Origin of the sequence: Streptosporangium roseum DSM 43021 (assembly GCF_000024865.1) — a bacterium.
Taxonomy (GTDB): Bacteria; Actinomycetota; Actinomycetes; order Streptosporangiales; family Streptosporangiaceae; genus Streptosporangium; species Streptosporangium roseum.
Window position 1 is genome coordinate 9,160,084 of record NC_013595.1, and the last position, 22,159, is coordinate 9,182,242.

A 22,159-nucleotide genomic window follows, 5' to 3' on the forward strand; every position below is an offset into this window, starting at 1 on the left:
TGTTCCGCGAGGACGCGTTGAGGACGCGTTCTCCCCGGAGCGTTCTCCGTAGAAAAGCCCCGTCCTGCCGACCCCGCTTCCCGCCGAGCGCCTCCCCTCCGGACTCCCCGGAGACGCGACGTCGCCTCAGGCGGGGCTCAGCTCCCTGGCCCGCTCGTTCAGCTCCCTCACGGCGGGCTCGCCGGCGAAGGGGTCCAGCCGCCGCCGCAGGTCGGACGCGTACGACTGGGTCCGGGCCGACTGCAGCCCCCCGGCCAGCTCCAGCGCCTGGCCGGCCGCCACGCAGGCCTGCTCCAGCTCGCCGCACCCGAGCAGCCCCGCCGACAGCAGCGAGAGGTTGAACATGCGGCCGCGGACGTAGCGCCCGTCCATGTCCAGCGACCGCGTCGCGTGCCGTACGGTGCCCGGCCCGTCGCCCAGATCGCGGAAGCAGTGGGCGAACTTGGCCGACAGGTACGCCTCGTCGAAGTAGGCGATCCAGTCGGGCTCCTCACCGGCCTCGCGCTGGTCGAAGGCCAGCTCGGCCGCATGCAGGGAGTTGGCGCACGCTCCCCGGTCGTCCATCAGGGCGTGGCCGTGGGCCTCCAGCACGTGCGACTCCGCCAGCAGGGCGTAGACCCCGGCGCGGCGGGCCGACAGCTGGGCGGCCCGCGCCAGGTCGAGAGCGTGGGCCGGCTGTCCTATATATAGGGCCTGATGGCTCATCCCGGCGAGGATCTCCCCGCCGAGCCCGTGGTCCCCCGCCCCCCGGGCCAGGCGCAGCGCCTGGATCAGGTAGCGCTGGGCCAGACCGTGCTGCTCCAGGTCGTAGGCCATCCACCCGGCCAGCCGGGTCAGCTCGGCCGCGGCGGACGCCAGCGCCCTGCCGGTGCCCTCGCCGTAGGAGCCCTCGCTGAGCAGCGGCGCGACCGCCGTGTCCAGATATTTCACGACGGCCGAGCGGACCCTGCCGCCGCCGAACCTGTTGTCCAGCTCGCCGAAGGACCGGGTGACCTCCCGGATCGCGGCGATGTCGGCCATGCCCACCCGCCGGGCGCCGCCCGCGACGGGACGGCCCTCCAGGGGAAGGGTCAGCCAGCGCAAGGCGCCGGTGGCCCCGGCCCCGATCGCGAAGGTCGAGTCGATCAGGAACCTGCGTCTCTCAACATCTCCCCGCCACAGTGCCGTCACGGTCGCGATCCCCTCCTGCCACGTGTGTGTGAACTCCTGTCCGAGGTCGGGAGGTGTCGCGACGACCGGCAGACCGAGGTCTTCCGAGCTGACCGTCCTGCCGAGCCGGTGTGCGAAAATCTCTGCGAGCAGTCCCGGCACCGGATTTCTCGGCCGTTGGCCGCCGATCCAGCGCAGAACGGAACTGTGGTCATACTTCAGACCCGGCAGGCCCCGGACCACACCGAGATCGTTGAGCCTGCGGGACAGCCCCTTGTGCGTGAAACCCGCTTCAGCGATGAGTCGCTGAAGCAGTCGGTTGGGCTCGCGTTCCATCGCTCTCCTCACCGTGAGAAGCCGCGGGGACGCTGGAACCAGCTCGCGCCCCCTGCGCCCGTATCCGTCCCTCGTGCACACTCTTGCCCAGATAGGTGACGGAGCGCTTTTTTTATAGCACGATCCGTGACCGTTTTTTGAGTTTCCCAAAACCAGAAGACGCCCCTTGCCCGATCGGGCAAGGGGCGTCTTCTCAGACGGGCCTGGAGGTCGTCGCGGAAGCGTCTGGAGATCTTCGCGGGGCCCGGAGGCCGGCGCGATCGGCCTAGCGGCGGGCGACTCCGTCGGCGCGGGCCTGCGCGGCGACCGCGGCGGTGACCGCGGGGGCCACGCGCTCGTCGAACGGGCTCGGGATCACGTAGTCGGCCGACAGGTCGTCGTCACCGACGACGGCGGCCAGCGCCTCGGCCGCGGCCACCTTCATGTTCTCGGTGACGGTGGTGGCACGGACGTCGAGCGCCCCCCGGAAGACACCGGGGAAGGCGAGCACGTTGTTGATCTGGTTGGGGAAGTCCGAGCGGCCGGTCGCCACCACCCGGGCGTGCCTCCTGGCGACCTCCGGGTGGACCTCGGGAGTCGGGTTGGACAGCGCGAAGACGATCGCGCCGGGCGCCATCGACGCGATGGCCCCCTCCGGGACCGTCGACCCCGACAGGCCGACGAACACGTCGGCGCCGGCCAGCGCCTGCTCCGTGGAACCGCGGAGACCGGCCCTGTTGGTGTCGCGCGCCAGCGCCTCCTTCACCGGGTTGAGCCCGTCGCGACCCTGGTGGATCAGGCCCTTGGAGTCGGACACCGCGATGTCGCCGATGCCGGCGTTGAGCAGGATGCGGCTGACCGCGACGCCGGAGGCGCCGGCGCCGGCCACCACGGCCCGCAGGTCGCCCAGCGAGCGGCCGGTCAGCCGGGCCGCGTTGCGCAGCGCCGCCAGCACGACGATCGCGGTGCCGTGCTGGTCGTCGTGGAAGACGGGGATGTCCAGGAGCTCGCGCAGCCGGTCCTCGACCTCGAAGCAGCGGGGCGCGCTGATGTCCTCCAGGTTGATGCCGCCGAAGGAGGGCGCGAGCCGTACCACCGTCTCGACCAGCGCGTCCACGTCGGTGCAGTCGAGGCAGATCGGCACCGCGTCGACGTTGGCGAACTGCTTGAACAGCAGGGCCTTGCCCTCCATGACCGGCATGGCGGCCGCGGGCCCGATGTCGCCGAGCCCGAGCACGGCGGTGCCGTCGGAGACGACGGCGACCACGTTGGACACCCAGGTGTAGTCGTTGACGAGCTCGGGCTGCTCGGCGATCGCGGTGCAGACCCTGGCCACCCCGGGGGTGTAGGCGAGCGCCAGGTCGTCGGCGTCGTTGACCGGGACGGTGGATCGGGTCTCCAGCTTGCCGCCGCGGTGCAGGGCGAAGGCCGGATCAAGATCGAGGGCTTCGAGGGAGATGGAGGACGGCGTAACAGCCACAGCGACCCCTGTAGTTCAGTCAGACAGACGGATGGTTCCTTCGGAGACGCCGTCGCGGGCGTGGCCCGGCTTCGGTAGCCGCTCGGGGCCTGCTCGCTGGGAACGGTCGTCTGGAGGGGGTACGGGGGTCACCCGTTGCTCGATTGTGCCACATGTTGAGACTGCCGCAGATGACAGAGGTCGCTTACTTTCGTTGACATGGTGCGGGCCTCATCGCACGTGTAATACTCAGAGCCCCGTTCATCACTTACATCGATGGATCATCCGGTGGACCTGACCTCTTATGCCGAGCTGGCTGTGCTGCTCATCAACAGCCCCGAACGACTGACCGGTCTGGAAGGGCTGCGCGCCCTCCTGGAGGAGGGCGGCCGCTACCGCCCCGGCTGCCGCATCACCCGGGGCGATCTCGACGCCCTGCGTGACCTGCGCGAGGAGCTCGTGACCGTGTTCGAGGCCGCCGCCGGCGGCGACGAGCAGGACGTGGTCGACCGGCTCAACTCGCTGCTGATCCAGCATCCGGTCCAGCCGCAGATCTCCGGCCACGACGGCGAGCGCTGGCACATGCACCTGACCGAGGGCGGCCGGATGGCCGACCAGTACGCCGTGGGCGCCGTGATGGGCCTGGCCACCATGGTCACCGACCTCGGGGTGGACCGGCTCGGCCTCTGCCAGGCGCCGCCCTGCCGCAGGGCCTACCTCGACACCTCCTCCAACCGGTCCCGGCGCTACTGCTCCGAGCGGTGCGCCAGCCGGGCGAACGTGGCCGCCTACCGGGCCCGCCGGAAGGTCAACGGCCAGTAGCGCAGCATCACCCGGCCGACCAGCGCCGACGGCGGCAGGGCGCCGAAGTCCCAGCTGTCGCGGCGGCCGGAGGCCCGCTGGTTGTCGCTCTCCAGCCACCATCCCCCGTCCGCCTCCCACGCGGCCCGTTTGACGATCAGCCGCGACGGGTCGGACGGGAGCCGGGCGACGACCAGGTCGCCGGGCCGGACCGGGGCGCCGCGCCGCACCCAGAGCCAGTCCCCGGACCGCAGCGCGGGCAGCATCGAATCTCCCTCGACACGGACTCTCATCGAGCACAACCCCCTCACACACGGGTTTTTCGGAGACGAGTAAGGTCGGTACTGGACCATGCTGATCTCAGCATCAAGGAAGGATTTTCCGATGCTCGCACGACTTCTGCGACCCAAGCACGTCGCGTCCGCGCACTGCGACCTGCCGTGTGGCGTGTACGACCCCGCCCAGGCTCGCATCGAGGCCGAGTCCGTGAAGGCCATCATGGAGAAGTACGCGGCGAACGAGGACCCGGTCTTCCGTTCCCGCGCGCTCACCATCAAGGAGGAGCGGTCAGAGCTGGTCAAGCACCACCTGTGGGTGCTGTGGACCGACTACTTCAAGCCTCCGCACCTGGAGACCTACCCGCAGCTGCACCAGCTCTTCTGGGACGCGACGAAGCTGGCCGGCGCCGCGGGCGGCAAGGGCACCGTCGACGTCGCGAAGGCCGACGAGCTCCTGGGCAAGATCGACGAGATCTCCAAGATCTTCTGGGCGACCAAGGCTGCCTGAGCGGATCACCGCGCAGGCGTGCCGGTGAGCTCGGCCGAGGCGCGGGGCGACCCGGCGGACGAGCGACGAGGCGGGGCACCGGCTGCCACCGTCTGAGCCGTGACGCGCGGCGTCGCGGCCAACACGACAGGCCCCGTGGGGAGTGCGACCACACGGGGCCTGACCTGTTGAGACGCCCCATTCAGGCGCCTTAGGGTGTTCTTGAGGTGTTCAAATCGCCCCGATCGCGAGTCCAATTGGGCCAACCACCCTCTCGGGGCTGTAGGTTGCAGTCAGCGACTCTGCGAGGAGGAACGTGACCGAACACACCGAGACGCCCGCGGTCGGTATGGGTGGGATCCGTGACGTGGTGAGCGTCCGGCTACCGGCTGCGAGTGCCTATCTGTCCGTGCTACGTACGGCGACCGCCGGACTGGCCGCACGGCTGGACTTCACGCTCGACGAGATCGAGGATCTACGGATCGCGGTCGACGAGGCGTGCGCGATGTTGTTGACCCAGGCTGTCCCCGGCACCGATCTGATCGCCGAGTTCGAGCTCACCGGGCAGCTCATGCAGGTCCGGGTCGAGGTCAGCACGGTCGGCAGTTCCGCGCCCAAGCGCGACGACTTCGCGTGGATGGTGCTCACCGCCCTGGCCGACGACGTGGACGCCGTAACCGACTCCCCCGACCGCATGGCGATCGTGCTACGCAAGCGCCGAGGCGCGGCGAGGCCGGCGTGACGGAAAGGACTCGTGCCATGGCCGCCAGCGACCACGCGGTGCCCGACCGGGTGCGCGCGCGCCTGCTCTTCGCGGAACTGGCGGAGTTGACCCCCGACGACTCGCGGCGCCAGCGTATCCGTGACGAGCTCGTCGAGCTCCACCTTCCCCTGGTGGAGTATCTCGCCCGCCGCTTCCGCAACCGGGGTGAGTGGCTGGACGATCTCACCCAGGTCGCCACCATCGGGCTGATCAAATCGATCGACCGCTTCGACCTCGGCCGGGGGGTGGAGTTCTCCACCTACGCCACCCCGACGATCGTGGGCGAGATCAAACGGCACTTCCGCGACAAGGGCTGGGCGGTCCGCGTGCCGCGCCGCCTGCAGGAGCTCAAGCTCTCGCTCACCAAGGCGATCAGCGAGCTCTCGCAGCGGGAGGGCCGTGCGCCCACCGTCGGCGAGCTGGCCGCGTTCCTGAAGATGAGCGAGGAGGAGGTGCTCGAGGGGCTTGAGTCGGCCAACGCCTACTCCACGGTCTCCCTCGACGCGCCCGACTCCGGTGACGACGACGCGCCCGCGGTGGCCGACTCCCTCGGCATCGTGGACGACTCCCTGGAGGGCGTCGAATACCGCGAGTCGCTCAAGCCGCTGCTCGAACGGCTGCCTCCGCGTGAGAAGCGGATCCTGCTGCTGCGCTTCTTCGGCAACATGACCCAGTCCCAGATCGCCACCGAGCTCGGCATCTCTCAGATGCACGTGTCCCGGCTGCTGGCCAGGACCCTCGCCCAGCTCCGTGAGGGCCTGACCGCGGAAGACTAGTCCTGGTCCCCGTAGAGGGCGTGCGTCGTCGGCGGGGACAGCAGCGCGACCAGTCCGATCACTGCCACGGCTATCAGCGGAATGCCGATGGTCTGCTGGTCGGACTGGATCAGCGTGATGCCGATCACGGTGGCGAAGATCTGCGCCAGCACGCCCAGGCTCCGCGTCCACCGCTCGGTCTGCAGCATGCCCCACCCCACCCAGAGCAGGACCACGCCGACGAGAATCCCGAATCCGGCGACGAAGAGCGAGCTCATCACATCGGACGGCCGGCCGATCACCGTCTCGACCCCGGCGTAGCCGCCGAGCAGCAGAGTGGTGAGGCCTTCCAGCCCCATGACGGCGGCGGCGACGGTGAGGGTCATCGGGCGATTCGACACATCCCAACCCTATCGCCGGGACACCTCGATCCGGTTTCCGCAGCCACGATGCCGTTTTCGGCGGATACGCTGGCATTATGCGTGCGATGCTCCTGGTGAATCCCAAGGCGACGTCGACCAATCAGCGGACGCGGGATGTGCTCATCAGGGCACTGAGCGCCACGATGAACCTCAAGGTCGAGGAGACCGCGTACCGGGGACACGCGGCCCTGCTGTCCCGCAAGGCCCACGCCTCGGGATACGACGTGGTGGCCGTGCTCGGCGGCGACGGCACGATCAACGAGGCCGCGAACGGCCTGCTCGACGCGGAGGACGGCAAGAGAGGGAGCGACGGGAGCGCGGCGGACCGGCCGGCGCTGCTGGTGATCCCCGGCGGCAGCGCGAACGTCTTCGCCCGGGCGCTCGGGCTGCCGAACAGCCCGGTGGAGGCGGCCGGCGCGGTGCTTGAGGCGATCCGTGACGGCCGGCGGCGGACGGTCGGGCTGGGGCAGGCGCTCTGGGGTGACGAAAGCCGATATTTCACCTTCTGTAGTGGCTTGGGGTATGACGCCGAGGTGATCCGGGCGGTCGAGGGAATGCGCGGCACCGGCCGCAAGGCCACCCCCACGCGCTACGTGAACACCGCGCTGCACCACTATCTCTCGACCGACAAGCGCCACGCCGCCATGACCGTCGCGGGCCCGGACGTGCCCGCGGCCGGAAACATCTTCATGGCGGTCATCTCCAACACCTCGCCCTGGACCTACGTGGGCTCCCGGCCGGTCTGCCCGACCCCGTGGGCGAGCTTCGAGACGGGCCTCGACCTGCTGGGACTCCAGCGCCTGGGCCTGCCGTCGATGATCCGGCTCATCCCCCAGATCATGGGGGTCCGCGACACGCTGCCCGCCGGCCCCCATCTGGTGCAGCTCCACGACGAGAGGGAGTTCACCCTGACCGCCGAGCGCCCCGTGGCGTTCCAGCTCGACGGGGACTACCTGGGAGAAGTCGAGAGAGTAACGTTCCGGTCTATCCCGAACGCGTTACAAGTCCTGGTCTAGCTCGTTACATGCGGTCATTGTGTGACGCATCCGACATGCATATCAGGCAAAACGTTCTCCCAAACCTCTTGCGTGTACTGAGCGTGGCTGACAATCTCAACATTGACGTCGGAACGTAGGACCTTTGAGCGGCCACCTCGCTCCCAGGCCACCGACGATCGAGTGGACCTGCCCCCGGACCGAACCAGGCTCGGGTAATCGTTCGCGCTGGTTAGTGAAAGTCTTCACAAAGTGAGCCGACGGAGCCGCAGCAAGGGCTCCTCTTACGAAGGAGTGGACGCATGGACTGGCGCCACCGCGCTGCCTGCCGTGACGTGGACCCCGAGCTGTTCTTCCCGATCGGCAACACCGGCCCCGCCCTGATGCAGATCGAAGAGGCCAAGCAGGTCTGCCGTACGTGCACTGTAAGTGAAGCATGCCTGAAGTGGGCACTGGAATCCGGGCAGGACGCCGGCGTATGGGGCGGCCTGAGCGAGGACGAGCGTCGCGCCTTCAAGCGCCGCACGGCCCGCGCCCGCACCCGCGCGAACGCCTGATCCCGCACAGCGCGGACACCCGATCCCGAGAGTGCGTCCCCTCCCCGGCCCGGCTCAGACCGCGGGGAGGGGAATGCCGAGGGTGACCTCCGTGCCGCCGCCTTGGCGGGGCTCGATGGCCAGCCGCCCGGACAGCTCCCCGACGACCAGCGTCCGCACGATCTGCAGGCCGAGGCTGGTGGACGACTCCAGGTCGAAGCCCTCGGGCAGGCCCGTCCCGTCATCGGAGACGATCACGTCCAGCCGGTCGGCCCCCCGCGAAACGATCACCTGAAGTCGGCCCGGCCGGTGTGCCAGCCCATGCTGGACCGCGTTCTGCAGCAGCTCGGTGAGGACCATCGCCAGCGGCGTGGCGATCTCCGAACGCAGCACCCCGAACGTCCCGACACGGCGCGGCACGACCTGCGCCTCCGGCGCCGCCACCTCGCCCGTCATGGCGATCACCCGGTCGGCGATGTCGTCGAAGTCCACCTGCTCGTCGGGCGTGTGGGACAGCGTCTCGTGCACGATCGCGATCGACCCGACCCTGCGCACCGCCTCCTCCAGCGCCTCGCGCCCCTCCGGCAGTTGCAGCCGCCGGGCCTGCAGCCGCAGCAGCGCGGCCACCGTCTGCAGGTTGTTCTTCACCCGGTGGTGGATCTCCCGGATGGTGGCGTCCTTGGTCATCAGCTCCCGCTCGCGCCGCCGCAGCTCGGTCACGTCGCGGATGAGCACCAGCGCGCCGATCCGCCCGCCGCCGACGACCAGCGGGATCGCCCGCAGCTGCACCACCGTGCCGCCCGACTCGACCTCGGTCTCCCGGGGTTCCCGGCCGCTCGCCACGATCATCAGGTTCTCGTTGATGGGCTCGTCGGAGTAGCAGAGGGTGGCGGTGGTACGGCCCAGCTCGGCGCCGACCAGGTCGGCGTTGAGGCCCAGCCTCCGGTAGGCCGACAGCGCGTTCGGCGAGGCGTAGGTGACCCGGCCCGCGCGGTCCAGCCGGAGCAGGCCGTCGCCCACGCGCGGCGAGCGGACCAGGATCGGCTCGGCGCCGGAGAACGGGAAGCGCCCCTCGGCCACCATCTGGGCCAGGTCCGAGGCGCTCTGCAGATAGGTGAGCTCAAGCCGCGAGGGGGTGCGCGCGGACGACAGGTTCGTCGAGCGCTGGATCACGCCCAGGAAGTGGTCGGCCCGCCGTACCGGGATGGTCTCCTCGCGCACCGGGACACCGCTCGACCAGTCGGGGTCGCCCTCCCGGCAGATCCGCCGCTCGTCCCAGGCGGTGTCGATGAGCACCCGCTCCCCCTTGGCCACCGTCATCCCCACGATGTCGTCGTGATAGACGGTGGGGCCCGTGGTGGGCCGCATCTGCGCGATGGCGATCCATCCCGGAGCCTCCCTGAGCGGGATCCACAGGATGAGATCGGCGAACGACAGGTCGGCCAGGAGCTGCCAGTCGGAGACCAGCGAGTGCATCCATTCGAGGTCGGCATCGTCGAGCGCGGTATGACGAACCACCAGGTCGCTTAGAGTCGGCACTCGTGCATCATGCGTTCTTTGCGGGCCCAAACGCGAATCGGGCGGGTCTGGCTGGCAAGATGCCCGCTATGGAGCAGACCCCAGATCCGCTGGCACGGTTGCGCGCGGCCGCGGGCATGCGGGAGGCGGCCGGGTTGAAGCGGGCCCTGCGCGTCCGGACGCCGGACGACGACGGCCTGATCGACCTGGCCTCCAACGACTATCTCGGGCTGGCCAGGGACGGACGGCTGGTCGAGGCGGCGACGGCGGCCACCCGGACCTGGGGGACCGGCTCCACCGGCTCCCGGCTGGTCACCGGGTCCACCGCGCTCCACGCCGAGCTGGAGGCGCGGCTGCGCGCCTTCACGCAGGCCGGCGGCGCGCTGGTGTTCTCCTCCGGCTACCTGGCCAACCTGGCGGCCGTGACGGCTCTGGGCAGGGACGCGCTCGTGGTCTCCGAGGCGGGCAACCACGCCTCCATCGTGGACGCCTGCCGCCTGTCGCGCTCGCGCGTGGTGGTCACCCCGCACAAGGACGTGGCGGCGGTGGAGAAGGCGCTGGCCTGCCGGGAGGAGGAGCACGCGGTCGTGGTCACCGACGCGGTCTTCTCCGTCGACGGGGACCTGGCGCCGCTCGCGGAGCTGCACGCCGCGGCCGTACGGCAGGGCGCGCTGCTGATCGTGGACGAGGCCCACGCGATCGGCGTCATCGGCCCTCACGGGCAGGGGGCGGTGCACGCCGCGGGCCTGGCGGCCGAGCCGGACATTGTGAGAACGATCACACTCTCCAAGTCCCTGGGGTCGCAGGGCGGTGCCGTGCTCGGCGCCCCGGAGGTGATCGAAACCCTGATAGACACGGGCCGGTCGTTCATCTTCGACACCGGCCTGGCCCCGGGCAGCGTGGCGGCGGCACTCACCGCTGTGGATATCCTTCAAAACCAGCCCGAACTGCCCGGATGCGTGCGAACCAGAGCGAAAGAGCTGGCCTCGATGGCCCGCGAACTCGGCCTGGAGACCAACGATCCGGCGGGTGCGGTCGTCCCGATCGTGCTCGGCCCACCCGAGGCCGCACTCCGGGCCGCCCTCATCTGTGCGGAACGCGGAGTGCGCGCCGGATGTTTCCGGCCGCCCTCGGTGCCGGCCGGCCGCTCTTGCCTGCGGTTGACCGCGCGGGCCAATCTGAGTTCCGATGATCTAGCGGTGATCAGGGGTGCACTCACCGCCGTGGCCGAGATGAAGGTGACCATGTGAGTGAGCGAAGCGGGCGAGCCGGTAGGCACGGCACCTCCGGCCACGCCGTTTCCGAGCCGTCGGGCGAGGTGCCGTCGTGACGGACGACTCCCCCAGGATTCCCAAGTACTACGACGTCAAACGTAGTCTGCTCGCGCTGACCAAGTCCCTGTCGGCGGGCAGCGCGCTGCCCCCCGAGCGGACCCTGGCGGTGCGCTTCGAGACGTCGCGCACCACCGTGCGGCAGGCGCTGTCGGAGCTGGTGGTCGAGGGCCGCCTGGTGCGCATCCAGGGCAAGGGAACGTTCGTCGCGCACCCCAAGGTCGCCCAGGTCCTCCAGCTGACGTCCTACACCGGCGACCTGCGGACCGTCGGCCTCGAACCCGACACCAAGATCCTCGACATCAGCTACATCACCGCCGACGAGCCCCTGGCGCGCCGGCTGGCGATCAACCCCGGCGGCCGGGTGCTGCGCATCCACCGGCTGCGCCTGGCCAACGGCGAGCCGATGTCGATCGACACCACCCACCTGTCGGCCCGGCGCTTCCCCCGCCTCCGGCGCGAGCTGGAGGTGCACTCCTCCCTGTACGAGACGCTGCACAACGCCTACAACGTGCGGCTGACAGACGCCGAGGAGATCATCGAGACCGTGCTGGCCACGCCGTACGACGCGCAGGTGCTGAGCGTCGACGTCGGCCTGCCGATGCTGCTGCTCACCCGGCACGCCTTCGACGCCGACGGCAATCCGGTGGAGTGGGCCCAGTCCCTCTACCGCGGCGACCGATACAAGTTCGTCACCCGCCTGCGCCGTCCCTGAAGCCTCCGGAGCCCTGCCGGTGCCCGGACCGTGAGGGGTGACCGCCGCCTAAGGTGAGGTGCGTGAGCATCCTCGTGGTCACCGGGACCGACACCGGAGTGGGCAAGACGGTCGTCACCGCCGCGGTGGCCTCGCTCGCCAGGGAGCGGGGCACCTCGGTCGCGGTGGTGAAACCCGCCCAGACCGGGGTGACCGGCACCGAACCCGGCGACCTCGACGAGGTCATCCGGCTCTCCGGAGCCACCTCGACGTTCGAGTTCGCCAGGTTCCCCGACCCGCTGGCCCCGGCCGCGGCGGCCCGCGCGGCGGGCCTGCCGCCGGTCTCCCTCGCCCAGGCGGCGGCCCGGATCGGGGAGCTGGCCGACTCGCACCGGCTGGTGATCGTCGAAGGGGCGGGCGGGCTGCTCGTCCGCTTCGACGAGGAGGGGGCGACCCTGGCCGACCTGGCCCGGGCGCTCTCCGCGCCGGTGCTCCTGGTGACCCGGGCGGCGCTGGGCACGCTCAACCACACCGCGCTGACGCTGGAGGCGATGGCCCATCGCGGGCTGGAGCCGGTGGGGGTGGTGATCGGGTCCTGGCCGGCCGAGCCCGGCCTGGCCGAGCGGTGCAACGTGGCGGATCTGGAGATGCTGGCCGCCCGGCCGCTGGCGGGCGTGCTCCCGGAGGGCGCGGGGGTTCTCGGCCGGGAGGCCTTCGCCCGTACAGCCCGCGCCGGCCTGGGGCCCGTGCTGGGTGGCGGATTCGACCCCTCGGCCTTCCGGAGGACCTTTAGGCTCATGGCGTAGCCGACGGCCGGAGCGCGGACGGAAGAGCGGAGCATGATGAGCGACATTCTCGGGATCGCCCGGACGCAGGTCCTGGAGGAGGGCAGGGGGCTCGACGCCGCGCAGGTCCTGCGCTGCCTCGAACTGCCCCGCGACCGCCTCTCCGACCTTCTGGGGCTCGCGCACGAGGTGCGGATGAAGTGGTGCGGCCCCGAGGTGGAGGTCGAGGGGATCGTCTCCCTCAAGACCGGCGGCTGCCCCGAGGACTGCCACTTCTGCTCCCAGTCGGGGCAGTTCTCCTCCCCGGTCCGCGCGGCCTGGCTGGACATCCCGTCCCTGGTCCAGGCGGCCCGGGAGACCGCGCAGACCGGCGCGACCGAGTTCTGCATCGTGGCCGCCGTGCGCGGGCCCGACCGGCGGCTGATGGACCAGGTCCGCGAGGGCGTCAAGGCGATCCAGGAGGCGGTGGACATCAACGTCGCCTGCTCGCTGGGCATGCTCACCCAGGCCCAGGTCGACGAGCTCGCCGGGATGGGCGTGCACCGCTACAACCACAACCTGGAGACCGCCAGGTCGCACTTCGAAAAGGTCGTCACCACCCACACCTGGCAGGAGCGCTGGGACACCTGCCTGATGGTGCGCGAGGCCGGGATGGAGCTGTGCTGCGGAGGCATCGTGGGCATGGGCGAGAGCCTGGAGCAGCGGGCGGAGTTCGCCGGGCAGCTCGGCGAGCTGGAGCCCGACGAGGTCCCGCTGAACTTCCTCAACCCGCGTCCCGGCACGCCCTTCGCGTCGCTGCCGCTCCTTGAGGGCTCCGAGGCGCTCACGACGATCGCCGCCTTCCGGCTCGCGCTGCCGCGCACGATCCTGCGCTACGCCGGTGGCCGCGAGCTGACCCTGGGCGACCTGGGCACCCGCGACGGCATGCTCGGCGGGATCAACGCCATCATCGTGGGCAACTACCTGACCACCCTCGGCCGCACCGCCGCCAAGGACCTCGACCTGCTGGTGGACCTGAAGATGCCGATCAAGGCCCTGTCCGACACGCTCTGAACCAGCCGATAGCCATGACGCGCCGCGGACAAGCGTTCATCATGTGAGACATGGCCAAGGCGATCGAACAGCCCGTTCCCGGTATCACCGTCGGACACGCGCTTCTCGCGCGATCCGCAGGAGTCCCGCAGCCCGTCGACAAGCTCGTGCACGACGGCGACACGATCAACATCGCCGCCGACGGCAACTTCGGCGTGCGCCTGCTCGGCGTGGACGCCCCCGAGGTCAGCTTCGAGCTGCCCCGCAGCTCCATCGTCCCCGACCTGCCCAAGGGGTTCGTCAAGATCTCGCACCCGGCCTGGACCGACTTCCTGGCCGACCCGTTCGCGCCGGGCTTCGAGCCGCTGCCGCTGCGCGCCGCGCTCCACGACCACCTGCTGGGCAGGCTCGACGCGACCACCGCGCGCAACCACGCCGAGCTCGGCGGGCCGCCCACCCAGGCCCTCAAGGACATGATCAGCTCTGACATCGCCGAGCAGGGCCTGACCGGCGAGACCTTCAAGCTCCGGCTGGCCTTCGCGCACGAGATCCTCGACCGGTACGGCAGGCTGCTCTGCTACGTCAACCGGGACCAGAAGCTCAAGCCCAGGCCCGCGCCGTACAACGAGCGGCTGCTCGCCGGCGGGCACGTCATGCCCTACTTCATCTGGCCGAACGTCGACCCCTTCGTCCGGCAGGAGAACCGGGTGGCGCAGGCCGTACCCGCTCCGGGGTCGGCTCGCACGGTGGCGGAGGCGGGGGCGCTGGGCCGGGCCCGGGAGTCGGTACGGCAGGCACGCCAGGCGGGCCTGGGGCTGTGGAACCCGGCGGACCCGCTGAAGCTGCACGCCTTCGAGCTGCGCTACCTGGCCGGGCGCCGGGCACCCGACCGGTATGTCCTCGACCTGTCCGACAGTTCCTCCGAGCTGCTCCACCCGCAGAGCTACCACCGGATCCCGGACCCGGAGGACCGGTTGTTCGTCAACTCCGAGCATGCGCCCCTGTGGGCGGAGAAGGGCTGGTCGGTCCCGCCGCTGTAGGCGGGCCGCCGCAGGCCGGCGGCGGCCTCGATCCGGAACCGGCGGTCGTCGTGCGCGACCACGGCGAGACAGCCCTCGTGCCCGCCGGTTCCGGCACCCGCGTAGTGGCCGCGGCCGGGCCCGCCTGCGGCCGGGCGAGCGCGAATACGCGCTGGCAGCGTTAGGCGGGAGGAATCTGGGCAGGGTGAGGAATCCCTGTCCGGCTAAGTGACTGACTGGTAGGTTGCGCGGTATGGAGTCCCCAAAGCACGCAGGCGACATCGCGGTCGCCGTCTCCAAGGCCTATGGCATCGAGACCATGTTCACCCTGTCCGGCGGGCACGTCTTCCCGCTGTATGACGGGGCGGTCCACGAGGGCATGCCCATCTTGGACGTGCGGCACGAGCAGAGCGCGGTCTTCGCCGCCGAGGCGACCGCCAGACTGACCCGCAGACCCGGCCTGGCCGTGCTCACCGCCGGCCCCGGGGTCACCAACGGCGTCAGCGGCGTGGCCACCGCGCACTTCAACGGCTCCCCCGTCGTGGTCATGGGAGGCCGGGCGCCGCAGTCGCGCTGGGGGTCGGGCGCGCTGCAGGAGATCGACCACCCGCCGCTGTTCGCGCCGATCACCAAGCTGGCCTTCACCGGCTCCGGCCCCGACTCCGTGGCCGAGGACGTGGAGATGGCCTTCCGCACGGCCCTCGCCCCGCACCGCGGCCCCGTCTTCCTCGACTTCCACATGGACCACCTGTTCGCCGCCGCGCCCCCGCCGGACCACGTCACCGAGACGCTGACCCCCTCACCCCTGGAGCCCGACCCCGACGCCCTCGCCGGGATCGCCCGGCTGCTCGCCGAGGCCGAGCGCCCGGTGCTGGTGCTGGGCTCGGACGTGTGGATGGACCGCGCCGAGGAGGTCGCCCGGAGCTTCGCCGAGGAGTTCCGCCTGCCGGTCATCCCCAACGGCCAGGGCCGCGGCATCCTGCCCGCCGGGCACGAGCTGCTGGTCACCCGGGCCCGGGGGCTGGCGCTCACCCAGGCCGACCTGGTGATCGTGGCGGGCGCCCCGATGGACTTCCGCCTCGGCTACGGCTGGTTCGGCGGCAAGGACGGCGCCCCGCTCGCCAGGGTCGTGCACCTGGCCGACGCCCCGTCGCAGCTCACCACGCACATGGAGCCCTCCGGCGTCGCCGCCGGCGACCTGTCGCTGGTCTTCTGGGGTCTCGGTACGGCCTGCAACCAGGCCGGTGTGTCCCCCAAGTCCTACGCGCCGTGGCTGTCGAGGCTGTCGGAGGCCGCGGCGTCCGCCGTCGCCGCGGACGCCGGCCTGCTCGCCTCCGACTCCGACCCGATCCACCCGATGCGGATCTACGGCGAGCTGGCCAAGGTCCTCGCCGACGACGCCGTGGTGATCGGCGACGGTGGTGACTTCGTCTCCTACGCGGGCAAGTACGTCGAGCCCAAGCAGCCCGGCAACTGGCTCGACCCGGGCCCCTACGGCTGCCTGGGCACCGGCCTGGGCTACGCCATCGCCGCCCGGCTGGCCCGCCCCTCCTCGCAGGTGGTGCTGCTGCTCGGCGACGGCGCGGCCGGCTTCTCGCTGATGGACGTGGACACGCTGGTCCGGCACCGCCTGCCGGTCGTGATGATCTGCGGCAACAACGGCATGTGGGGGCTGGAGAAGCACCCCATGCAGATGCTCTACGGCTACGACGTGGCCGCCGACCTCCAGCCCCAGTGCCGCTACGACCAGGTGGTGACCGCGCTCGGCGGCGGCGGCGAGCTCGTCACCGACCCGTCGCAGATCGGCCCGGCGCTGCTGCGCGCGTTCGACTCCGGCGTGCCGTACATGGTCAACATCGCCACCGACCCGTCCGTCGCCTACCCCCGCAACACCACCGGGATCTAGGGCCCCGGGGTCGCGGTCGGCGTGGGGGTCGGCGTCGGCGACGGCGGGCAGCCGTTGTTGGCCACGACGATCTCCACCGCCTTCCGGGGGTTCAACATGGTCCCCGCACTGGGGTGCTGCTCGACCACCTCCACGCACTGCGAGGTGTCGAGGTCGGCGCTCTCGCTGATCGTCACCTTCAGGCCCGCCTTCTTGAGCGCCTCCTTGGCCGCCTCCGGCGTCATGCCCATGACGCTCGGCACCCGCCGCTTCGGCAGCGGTGTCGGCGTGGGGGTCGGCGTCGGCGTGGGGGTCGGCGTGACCGTCGGTGTCGGAGTGGGCGTGGGGGTCGGCGTCCGGGTAGCCTGCGTGGGACGGGCCGGGATGAGGGTCGGGGTCGGCTTCAGCGTTCTCCGGATGGGCTTGGTCCTCGACGGCTCCGGCGACTCGCTCACGCTGGGCGCCGGGCCGGGCTTTCTGTGGGGATCGGTCTCCACCGAGGAGGAGGCCGCCATTCCGTTGATCGCCACCGCGACGAGACCGACGCAGATCACGCCCGCCGCCGCGGACACGGCCAGCATCCCGCCCTTGCGGCGCGGCCTCTTCGCGGCACGGCGGCCACGCCCCTGCGCGACCGCCTCGGTGGCCGGGCCGGGGGAGGGCGCCGTCGTGGGCGGCACGGCTCCCTGCCGGCCCGTTTGGGACGGCGGAGCGTGCCAGCCGGTCTCCGGCAGCACGGCTCCGTGCCGGCCCGTCTGCGGCGACGAGGAGCCCTCCCAGCCGCTCTCCCGCGCGGCGTCGGCCGGCGGGGCGTAGGAGACCGGCGGCATCGCCGTCGCGCCGGTCTCCGGCCCGAGGCGCGCCGCCTGCCTCGCGGCGGTGCTCATCGCGGTGGCGCTGGGGAAACGCCGGGCCGGGTCCTTGGACAGGGCCCGCTCCACCAGGGCGCGGATCGCGGGCGGGACGTGCGGCGGCAGCGGCGGCGGCGTCTCGCGGATGTGCTTGAGCGCGATCGTGACCGGGGTATCGCCGTCGAAGGGCCGCTGCCCGGCCAGGCACTCGTAGGCCACCACGCCCAGCGCGTAGATGTCCACCGCGGGGGTGACCGGCGCCCCCTCGGCCTGCTCGGGCGCGCAGTAGGCGGCGGTGCCGAGCACCATGCCCGCGTCGGTCAGCCTGCTGGCCGCGTCGGACCTGGCGATGCCGAAGTCGGTGAGCACGAGCGTGCCGTCGGAGCGCACCAGCAGGTTGCCGGGCTTGACGTCCCGGTGGACGATGCCCTGATCGTGTACGGCCTGCAGGGCCGAGGCCGCCTGGGCGATGAGCTCCATCGCGGCCGGGGGGGCGATGCTCCCCAGCCGTCCGAGCAGCCGGTCCAGCGGCTCGCCGTCCACGAACTTCATCACCAGGTATGCCGTCGCCCCCGCGCCGGGCACCTCGTGAACTCCGTAGTCGTAGACGTCTACGACCCCGGGGTGATTGACCGTCGCCATCGCCCGGGCCTCGCCCTGGAAACGCACCAGGAAGCCGGGGTCGTCGGTACGGCCCGGGAGCAGCACCTTGACGGCGACGGTGCGGGCCAAGACGATGTCTTCACCACGCCACACCTCGCCCATACCGCCGGCGCCGATGCGGGTATCCAGACGGTACCGCCCCGCCAGCGTCGTGCCTTGGGCCACCATGACTCCCCCGTAACCCTCTCCGCTCCCACCCCAGGGTTCTCCAACAAAGCGGATTTGTATCGCGCCAACGTCACGGCAACGTAACGAAACCCTGCAAGCCGTATGCCTCACAAACAAGACGCGTGCCGTAGCATCGCACAAATCTCAGAACTTTTGAGCGTACTTGTACAGCTTGCGCGCCTTTCGACCAAGGACTGCCGGGAAGACGCCGACCGAGCAGGCCGACGGCTGCCACGGGCCGCGGTGGAACTCTGGCCCTTCGGAATCCTCCACAAGAGTACGCAAAAGGAACATAAACCTAGCCGCTGGAGAGCGGTGCTCGATCCGCGGCGGGACGCGATCCCCCCGGACCGAACGCTCAGCCGCCCAGCAGCCCGTGCTCCGCACAGCGCGCGGACCAGCCGGTGGGGGTCACCTGGACCACCATCCGGCGGCGGCAGCGGGCGCAGTAACGCGGCGGCTCCATCGCACGCGCGGCCAGGCAGCCCGCGTGATCGCCCTCTTCCGCCGGCCCGCCACAGTGATCGCAGTAGAAGGTCACGCGGTCACCCTATGCTGACGCCCATGACGCTGACTCCCGGCCTGCGCGCACAGCTTCTCATCATGGTCGAGAAGGAGGACACCGCGACGAAAGTCGGCAGCGGAGACGTCCCCGTCCTGGCCACCCCCCGCCTGCTGGCCTTCGCCGAACAGGCCACCGTCCAGGCGGTCGCGGGTGCCCTGGAGCCCGGCCAGACCTCCGTGGGCACCAAGGTCGCCCTGGAGCACCTGGTCGCCAGCCCGGTGGGCACCCACGTCGAGATCACCGCCGAGCTCACCGAGGTCGCCGAGCGCCGTCTGGTCTTCACCTTCACCGCCCGCGACCGGCAGACCACCGTCGCGACGGGCACGGTCGAGCGCGTGGTCGTCGACCGCGAACGCTTCCTCGCCAAGCTCTCCCGCTGATCCTCGCCAGGCTCTCCCGCCGACCGCCGCTCACGCTCTCCCGCCGACCGTCGGGACGGCGGGAGCCGGGACGGCGGCGACCAGGGGCGACCGGGGCGCACGGCCGGGTCAGTCGATGACGGCGATGAGGTCGCCCTCCTGGATGACATCGCCCTCGGCGACCTTGAGCTCGGTGATCACGCCATCGTCCTCGGCGATGACCGGGATCTCCATCTTCATCGACTCAAGGATGACCAGGGTGTCGCCGTCCTCGACGGTGTCTCCCTGAGCAACGAGGACTTTCCAGACATTCGCCACCATCTCGGCGCGTACTTCAGCCACCGGACACTCCCATCCATCACTGTGATTCAACTGTGCCAGACCGGCCCGCTCGGACCCTCACCTGCTCAGGCCCTCATGCGGGCCACCAGCCCGGTGTCGTAGTCACCGCCGACGAACTCGGGGTGCTCCAGCAGCTCCGCGCAGAACGGGAGGTTGTTCTTGGGCCCCACGATCTTGAAGTCCGCCACGGCCGCCCGGGCGCGCTCCAGGGCCTCGGCCCGCGTCTGCCCGAACACGCACAACTTGGCCATGAGCGGGTCGTAGAACGGGGTGACCGTGTTCCCGTCGGCGTAACCGGAGTCCACCCGGACACCCTCGCCCGACGGTTCCGCCCACACGTCGATCTTGCCGGGTCCCGGGAAGAACCGCTTGGGGTCCTCGGCGTAGACGCGGAACTCGATCGCGTGCCCCTGCGCGGCCACCGGCGGCGCGGTCTTCTCACCCGCGGCGATCAGCAACTGTTGCTCGACCAGGTCCACCCCGGTCACGAGCTCGGTCACCGGATGCTCCACCTGGAGGCGGGTGTTCATCTCCAGGAACACGAAGTCCTGCTTGTCGGCGTCGACCAGGCACTCCACGGTGCCGGCGCCGAGATACCCGACGGCCTCGCCCGCCCGTACGGCCGCCGCCAGCATGCGCTCGCGCAGCTCTTGGGTGATGCCTGGAGAGGGCGTCTCCTCCACGACCTTCTGGTGGCGGCGCTGCACCGAGCAGTCACGCTCGCCCAGCGCGACGACCGTGCCGTCCGCGAGGCCGAGGATCTGCACCTCGACGTGGCGGGCGCGCTCGATGTAGCGCTCAAGCAGGATCGCCGACGTCCCGCCGAAACGCGAGGCGGCCCTGGAGGCCTGCTCGAACGCCTTGGCCAGCCCGGCCTCGTCGTGAGCGACACCCATGCCGATGCCGCCGCCTCCGCCCGCCGTCTTGACCATGACCGGGTAGCCGATCCCGGCGGCGGCCGCCACGGCCTCCTCCAGGTCGGCGACCGGCTCGCGGGTCCCGGCGGCGACGGGCACGCCCGCGGCCTCCATCAGGTTCCGCGCGTTGATCTTGTCGCCCATCCGCTCGATCGCCTCGGGCGAGGGACCGATCCAGGTCAGGCCCGCGTCGATGACGGCCCGGGCGAACCCGGCGTTCTCCGAGAAGAACCCGTAGCCCGGGTGGACGGCCTGGGCGCCCGACACGCGGGCGGCCTCAAGCACCTTGGCCGCGTCGAGATAGCTCTGCGCCGGATTGGCCGGCCCCAGCAGGATCGCCTCGTCCGCCTCCCGCACGAACGGCAGATCCGCGTCGGCCTCGGAATACACCGCGACGGCTCGCAGTCCCACGCGCTGAACCGTGCGGATGATCCGCCGTGCGATTTCGCCACGGTTGGCTACCAGAACAGACTCGAACACGTTGGTGGGCCCCTTTCGACCGCTCCACCATATGACCGGGGTCTCGGCACAACCGTTCGCCCGAAACCACCGATCACGGCAACACGATCTGTAGGAAACCCACAACCGCACGCGGCCGGAGACCCCCGGAGAGCCCTCGAAGAAGGCAGATCCCTCAGATCCGGTATGCCGGGGTCAGCCTGTCGATGACGCGGGCCATCGCCTCGACGACCGGGGGGTCATACTCCCCACCGGCGCCCAGGCGGAGCCGTTCGAGGGCGGCGCCGGCCCGGTCCCGGTCGGTGGAGCCGCCGACCAGGTCGTCATAGGCGTTGGCCACCTTGATGATGCGGCTGGCCGGCGGCGGCGTCTCGGCGCAGGAGTCGCACTGGCGCCGGACGATCTCGGCCACCCGGTCCAGCACCCCGGTCTGCCGGATCACCTCCGCGCCGAGCTCGGCGATACGCCGGGCCTGCTCGGGCTCGGCGAGCACCGTGGCGCCGCCGGGGATCGGGTCGCGCAGCGAGAGCTGGCCGATGTCGTGCATGAGCGCGGCGTATTCCAGCTCCAGCAGCTCGGGCTCGGCCAGGCCGAGCTCCCGCCCGACCGCGACCGCCAGGCGGCTCACCCGGCGCGAGTGCCCCGGCTCGACGTATCCCCCGACCTCGGTGACCCGGGACAGCGCCCGGACGGTCTGGAGGTAGGTGGCCCGGATCCCGGCGTATTTCCGGAAGGCGACCTGGGTGACCAGCAGCGGCGCGGCGAAGACCAGCAGCGCCGCCAGGTCCATGCTGTGCGAGGCGAGCGCGAGCAGGATGCCGGAGGCCGCGACGGCGGCCCACAGCGGCGCGGCCATCCGCGCCTCGTCGTGGAGGGCCACGCCGAAGGCCGCACGCACCTGCTCGGCCCGGAGCACGGCAGCCAGCAACACGTCCACCATCGCCATCACCAGGATGAGCAGGGCCATCACCCCGAGCGCGGGCCACCAGCCGCCCTCCGGGCCCTTTGTCAGGCCGAACAGCGGTCCCGCCAGCGGCCGGTAGGCCAGGGCCAGCAGCGCGCCGGTCAGCAGCCTGCGTGCCATCGCGTCCGGCCGGGGCGGTCGGCCCACGGCCAGGTGCGGCAGCGCCCCCGCGGCCATGCCGACCGCCAGCACCGCGACGACCTGGAGCGCCGAGTGCCGTGCCGGGACGTCGCCCATGTCCAGCAGCAGCGTGTAGCCGAGCGCTGCGGCCGCGCCGATCGGCGCCACCTCCCGGTTGCCCGGCATCGTGAGCCTGGCCAGCTCCCCCGCCGCGATCAGCGCGCCGAAGCCGATGGCGACCTCGGGGTCGAGCAGCCCGGTGACGGTGGTGTGCGCCACCCCCGCCACCGCCAGCAGACCGGCCGCGCAGATCAGCAGGAGCTGGCCCGAGTCGAGCCGCTGGAACGCCCGCGTGGCGACGCCGGTACCGGTGCCGATCATCGTTCTGCGCCCACGGTCGCGTCCGTCTTCCCACTCGCCCCGCTCACCCGGCAGCTCACCATTCCGGCGCCCATGGTCGCGTCCGCCCTCTCCCCCGCCCCGCTCACCCGGCAGCTCACCGCTCCGGCGCCCATGGTCGCGTCCGT

Annotated in this window: 23 protein-coding genes; 13 read left to right on the plus strand and 10 right to left on the minus strand. The window is 71.1% G+C overall.

Annotated elements, in window-relative coordinates:
• Nucleotides 1-126: 126 nt before the first annotated feature.
• Together SROS_RS40035 and SROS_RS40040 are read right to left on the minus strand one after the other, a co-directional pair.
• Nucleotides 127-1,485 (minus strand): NsdA family TPR-like regulatory protein, encoded by a 1,359-nt coding sequence (locus tag SROS_RS40035; RefSeq protein ID WP_012894674.1) that lies wholly within the window; start codon nucleotides 1,483-1,485, stop codon nucleotides 127-129.
• A gap of 265 nt (nucleotides 1,486-1,750) precedes the next feature.
• The gene (locus SROS_RS40040) at nucleotides 1,751-2,944 is read right to left on the minus strand and encodes an NAD(P)-dependent malic enzyme (RefSeq protein WP_012894675.1); all 1,194 of its coding nucleotides are present in this window, start codon (nucleotides 2,942-2,944) and stop codon (nucleotides 1,751-1,753) included.
• Nucleotides 2,945-3,199: 255 nt separating this feature from the next.
• Here SROS_RS40040 and SROS_RS51765 point away from each other — a divergent pair, with 255 nt between their 5' ends.
• Nucleotides 3,200-3,745, plus strand: coding sequence for a CGNR zinc finger domain-containing protein (locus tag SROS_RS51765; RefSeq protein ID WP_012894676.1), 546 nt, complete (start codon nucleotides 3,200-3,202; stop codon nucleotides 3,743-3,745).
• Here the strand turns inward: SROS_RS51765 and SROS_RS51770 are convergent.
• Nucleotides 3,712-4,077 carry a S24 family peptidase gene (locus SROS_RS51770; protein WP_043653914.1) on the minus strand — a complete coding sequence of 122 codons (366 nt, stop codon included), beginning with the start codon at nucleotides 4,075-4,077 and terminating at the stop codon, nucleotides 3,712-3,714. The two genes, SROS_RS51765 and SROS_RS51770, sit on opposite strands and share 34 nt — an antisense overlap.
• A gap of 31 nt (nucleotides 4,078-4,108) precedes the next feature.
• Here SROS_RS51770 and sodN point away from each other — a divergent pair, with 31 nt between their 5' ends.
• The 3 genes from sodN to SROS_RS40065 all read left to right on the plus strand — a co-directional run bounded on the left by sodN (nucleotide 4,109) and on the right by SROS_RS40065 (nucleotide 6,028).
• Entirely contained in the window at nucleotides 4,109-4,510 is a 402-nt protein-coding gene (gene sodN, locus SROS_RS40055; RefSeq protein ID WP_012894678.1) for a superoxide dismutase, Ni, read from the plus strand.
• Between the two features lie 295 nt (nucleotides 4,511-4,805).
• Nucleotides 4,806-5,231, plus strand: a complete 426-nt coding sequence (locus tag SROS_RS40060) for an ATP-binding protein (protein WP_012894679.1) — start codon at nucleotides 4,806-4,808, stop codon at nucleotides 5,229-5,231.
• Between the two features lie 17 nt (nucleotides 5,232-5,248).
• Nucleotides 5,249-6,028 (plus strand): RNA polymerase sigma factor SigF, encoded by a 780-nt coding sequence (locus SROS_RS40065; RefSeq protein ID WP_197048491.1) that lies wholly within the window; start codon nucleotides 5,249-5,251, stop codon nucleotides 6,026-6,028.
• Here the strand turns inward: SROS_RS40065 and SROS_RS40070 are convergent.
• Nucleotides 6,025-6,408, minus strand: a complete 384-nt coding sequence (locus SROS_RS40070; RefSeq protein WP_148269361.1) for a hypothetical protein — start codon at nucleotides 6,406-6,408, stop codon at nucleotides 6,025-6,027. The two genes, SROS_RS40065 and SROS_RS40070, sit on opposite strands and share 4 nt — an antisense overlap.
• A 77-nt stretch (nucleotides 6,409-6,485) precedes the next feature.
• On the opposite strand from SROS_RS40070, the gene SROS_RS40075 reads away from it, so the two are divergent.
• Nucleotides 6,486-7,445: a diacylglycerol/lipid kinase family protein gene (locus SROS_RS40075; protein ID WP_012894682.1), complete on the plus strand. Its 960-nt coding sequence runs from the start codon at nucleotides 6,486-6,488 to the stop codon at nucleotides 7,443-7,445.
• A 281-nt stretch (nucleotides 7,446-7,726) separates the two neighbouring features.
• Complete coding sequence (locus SROS_RS40080; protein WP_012894683.1) at nucleotides 7,727-7,981, plus strand: WhiB family transcriptional regulator; 255 nt, start codon at nucleotides 7,727-7,729, stop codon at nucleotides 7,979-7,981.
• 54 nt (nucleotides 7,982-8,035) lie between these two features.
• Here SROS_RS40080 and SROS_RS40085 read toward each other — a convergent pair whose 3' ends face one another.
• Nucleotides 8,036-9,499 (minus strand): sensor histidine kinase, encoded by a 1,464-nt coding sequence (locus SROS_RS40085; RefSeq protein ID WP_043653917.1) that lies wholly within the window; start codon nucleotides 9,497-9,499, stop codon nucleotides 8,036-8,038.
• A 59-nt stretch (nucleotides 9,500-9,558) separates the two neighbouring features.
• Between SROS_RS40085 and SROS_RS40090 the strand changes: the two genes are divergently transcribed.
• From SROS_RS40090 to SROS_RS40115, 6 genes are all read left to right on the plus strand, one after another.
• Nucleotides 9,559-10,728 carry an 8-amino-7-oxononanoate synthase gene (locus SROS_RS40090; RefSeq protein ID WP_012894685.1) on the plus strand — a complete coding sequence of 390 codons (1,170 nt, stop codon included), beginning with the start codon at nucleotides 9,559-9,561 and terminating at the stop codon, nucleotides 10,726-10,728.
• A 76-nt stretch (nucleotides 10,729-10,804) separates the two neighbouring features.
• Nucleotides 10,805-11,524, plus strand: a complete 720-nt coding sequence (locus SROS_RS40095) for a GntR family transcriptional regulator (RefSeq protein WP_012894686.1) — start codon at nucleotides 10,805-10,807, stop codon at nucleotides 11,522-11,524.
• Between the two features lie 62 nt (nucleotides 11,525-11,586).
• Nucleotides 11,587-12,309, plus strand: a complete 723-nt coding sequence (bioD, locus tag SROS_RS40100) for a dethiobiotin synthase (protein WP_012894687.1) — start codon at nucleotides 11,587-11,589, stop codon at nucleotides 12,307-12,309.
• A gap of 33 nt (nucleotides 12,310-12,342) precedes the next feature.
• Nucleotides 12,343-13,341 carry a biotin synthase BioB gene (bioB, locus tag SROS_RS40105; RefSeq protein ID WP_012894688.1) on the plus strand — a complete coding sequence of 333 codons (999 nt, stop codon included), beginning with the start codon at nucleotides 12,343-12,345 and terminating at the stop codon, nucleotides 13,339-13,341.
• Between the two features lie 50 nt (nucleotides 13,342-13,391).
• Nucleotides 13,392-14,360, plus strand: a complete 969-nt coding sequence (locus SROS_RS40110) for a thermonuclease family protein (protein WP_012894689.1) — start codon at nucleotides 13,392-13,394, stop codon at nucleotides 14,358-14,360.
• 232 nt (nucleotides 14,361-14,592) lie between these two features.
• The gene (locus SROS_RS40115) at nucleotides 14,593-16,245 is read left to right on the plus strand and encodes an acetolactate synthase (protein ID WP_012894690.1); all 1,653 of its coding nucleotides are present in this window, start codon (nucleotides 14,593-14,595) and stop codon (nucleotides 16,243-16,245) included.
• Here SROS_RS40115 and SROS_RS51855 read toward each other — a convergent pair.
• The gene (locus SROS_RS51855; protein WP_012894691.1) at nucleotides 16,242-17,906 is read right to left on the minus strand and encodes a serine/threonine protein kinase; all 1,665 of its coding nucleotides are present in this window, start codon (nucleotides 17,904-17,906) and stop codon (nucleotides 16,242-16,244) included. The two genes, SROS_RS40115 and SROS_RS51855, sit on opposite strands and share 4 nt — an antisense overlap.
• Nucleotides 17,907-18,264: 358 nt before the next feature.
• Nucleotides 18,265-18,447, minus strand: a complete 183-nt coding sequence (bsaP, locus tag SROS_RS40125; RefSeq protein WP_012894692.1) for a biotin synthase auxiliary protein BsaP — start codon at nucleotides 18,445-18,447, stop codon at nucleotides 18,265-18,267.
• Nucleotides 18,448-18,470: 23 nt separating this feature from the next.
• Here bsaP and SROS_RS40130 point away from each other — a divergent pair, with 23 nt between their 5' ends.
• Nucleotides 18,471-18,851: a thioesterase family protein gene (locus SROS_RS40130; protein WP_148269363.1), complete on the plus strand. Its 381-nt coding sequence runs from the start codon at nucleotides 18,471-18,473 to the stop codon at nucleotides 18,849-18,851.
• A gap of 108 nt (nucleotides 18,852-18,959) precedes the next feature.
• On the opposite strand, the gene SROS_RS40135 is transcribed toward SROS_RS40130, so the two are convergent.
• From SROS_RS40135 to SROS_RS40145, 3 genes are all read right to left on the minus strand, one after another.
• Nucleotides 18,960-19,172, minus strand: a complete 213-nt coding sequence (locus SROS_RS40135) for a biotin/lipoyl-binding carrier protein (RefSeq protein WP_012894694.1) — start codon at nucleotides 19,170-19,172, stop codon at nucleotides 18,960-18,962.
• A gap of 65 nt (nucleotides 19,173-19,237) precedes the next feature.
• Entirely contained in the window at nucleotides 19,238-20,569 is a 1,332-nt protein-coding gene (locus SROS_RS40140; protein WP_012894695.1) for an acetyl-CoA carboxylase biotin carboxylase subunit, read from the minus strand.
• A gap of 154 nt (nucleotides 20,570-20,723) precedes the next feature.
• On the minus strand, nucleotides 20,724-22,013 hold the full coding sequence (locus tag SROS_RS40145) for an HD-GYP domain-containing protein (protein WP_012894696.1): 1,290 nt from the start codon (nucleotides 22,011-22,013) through the stop codon (nucleotides 20,724-20,726).
• Between the last annotated feature and the right edge of the window lie 146 nt (nucleotides 22,014-22,159).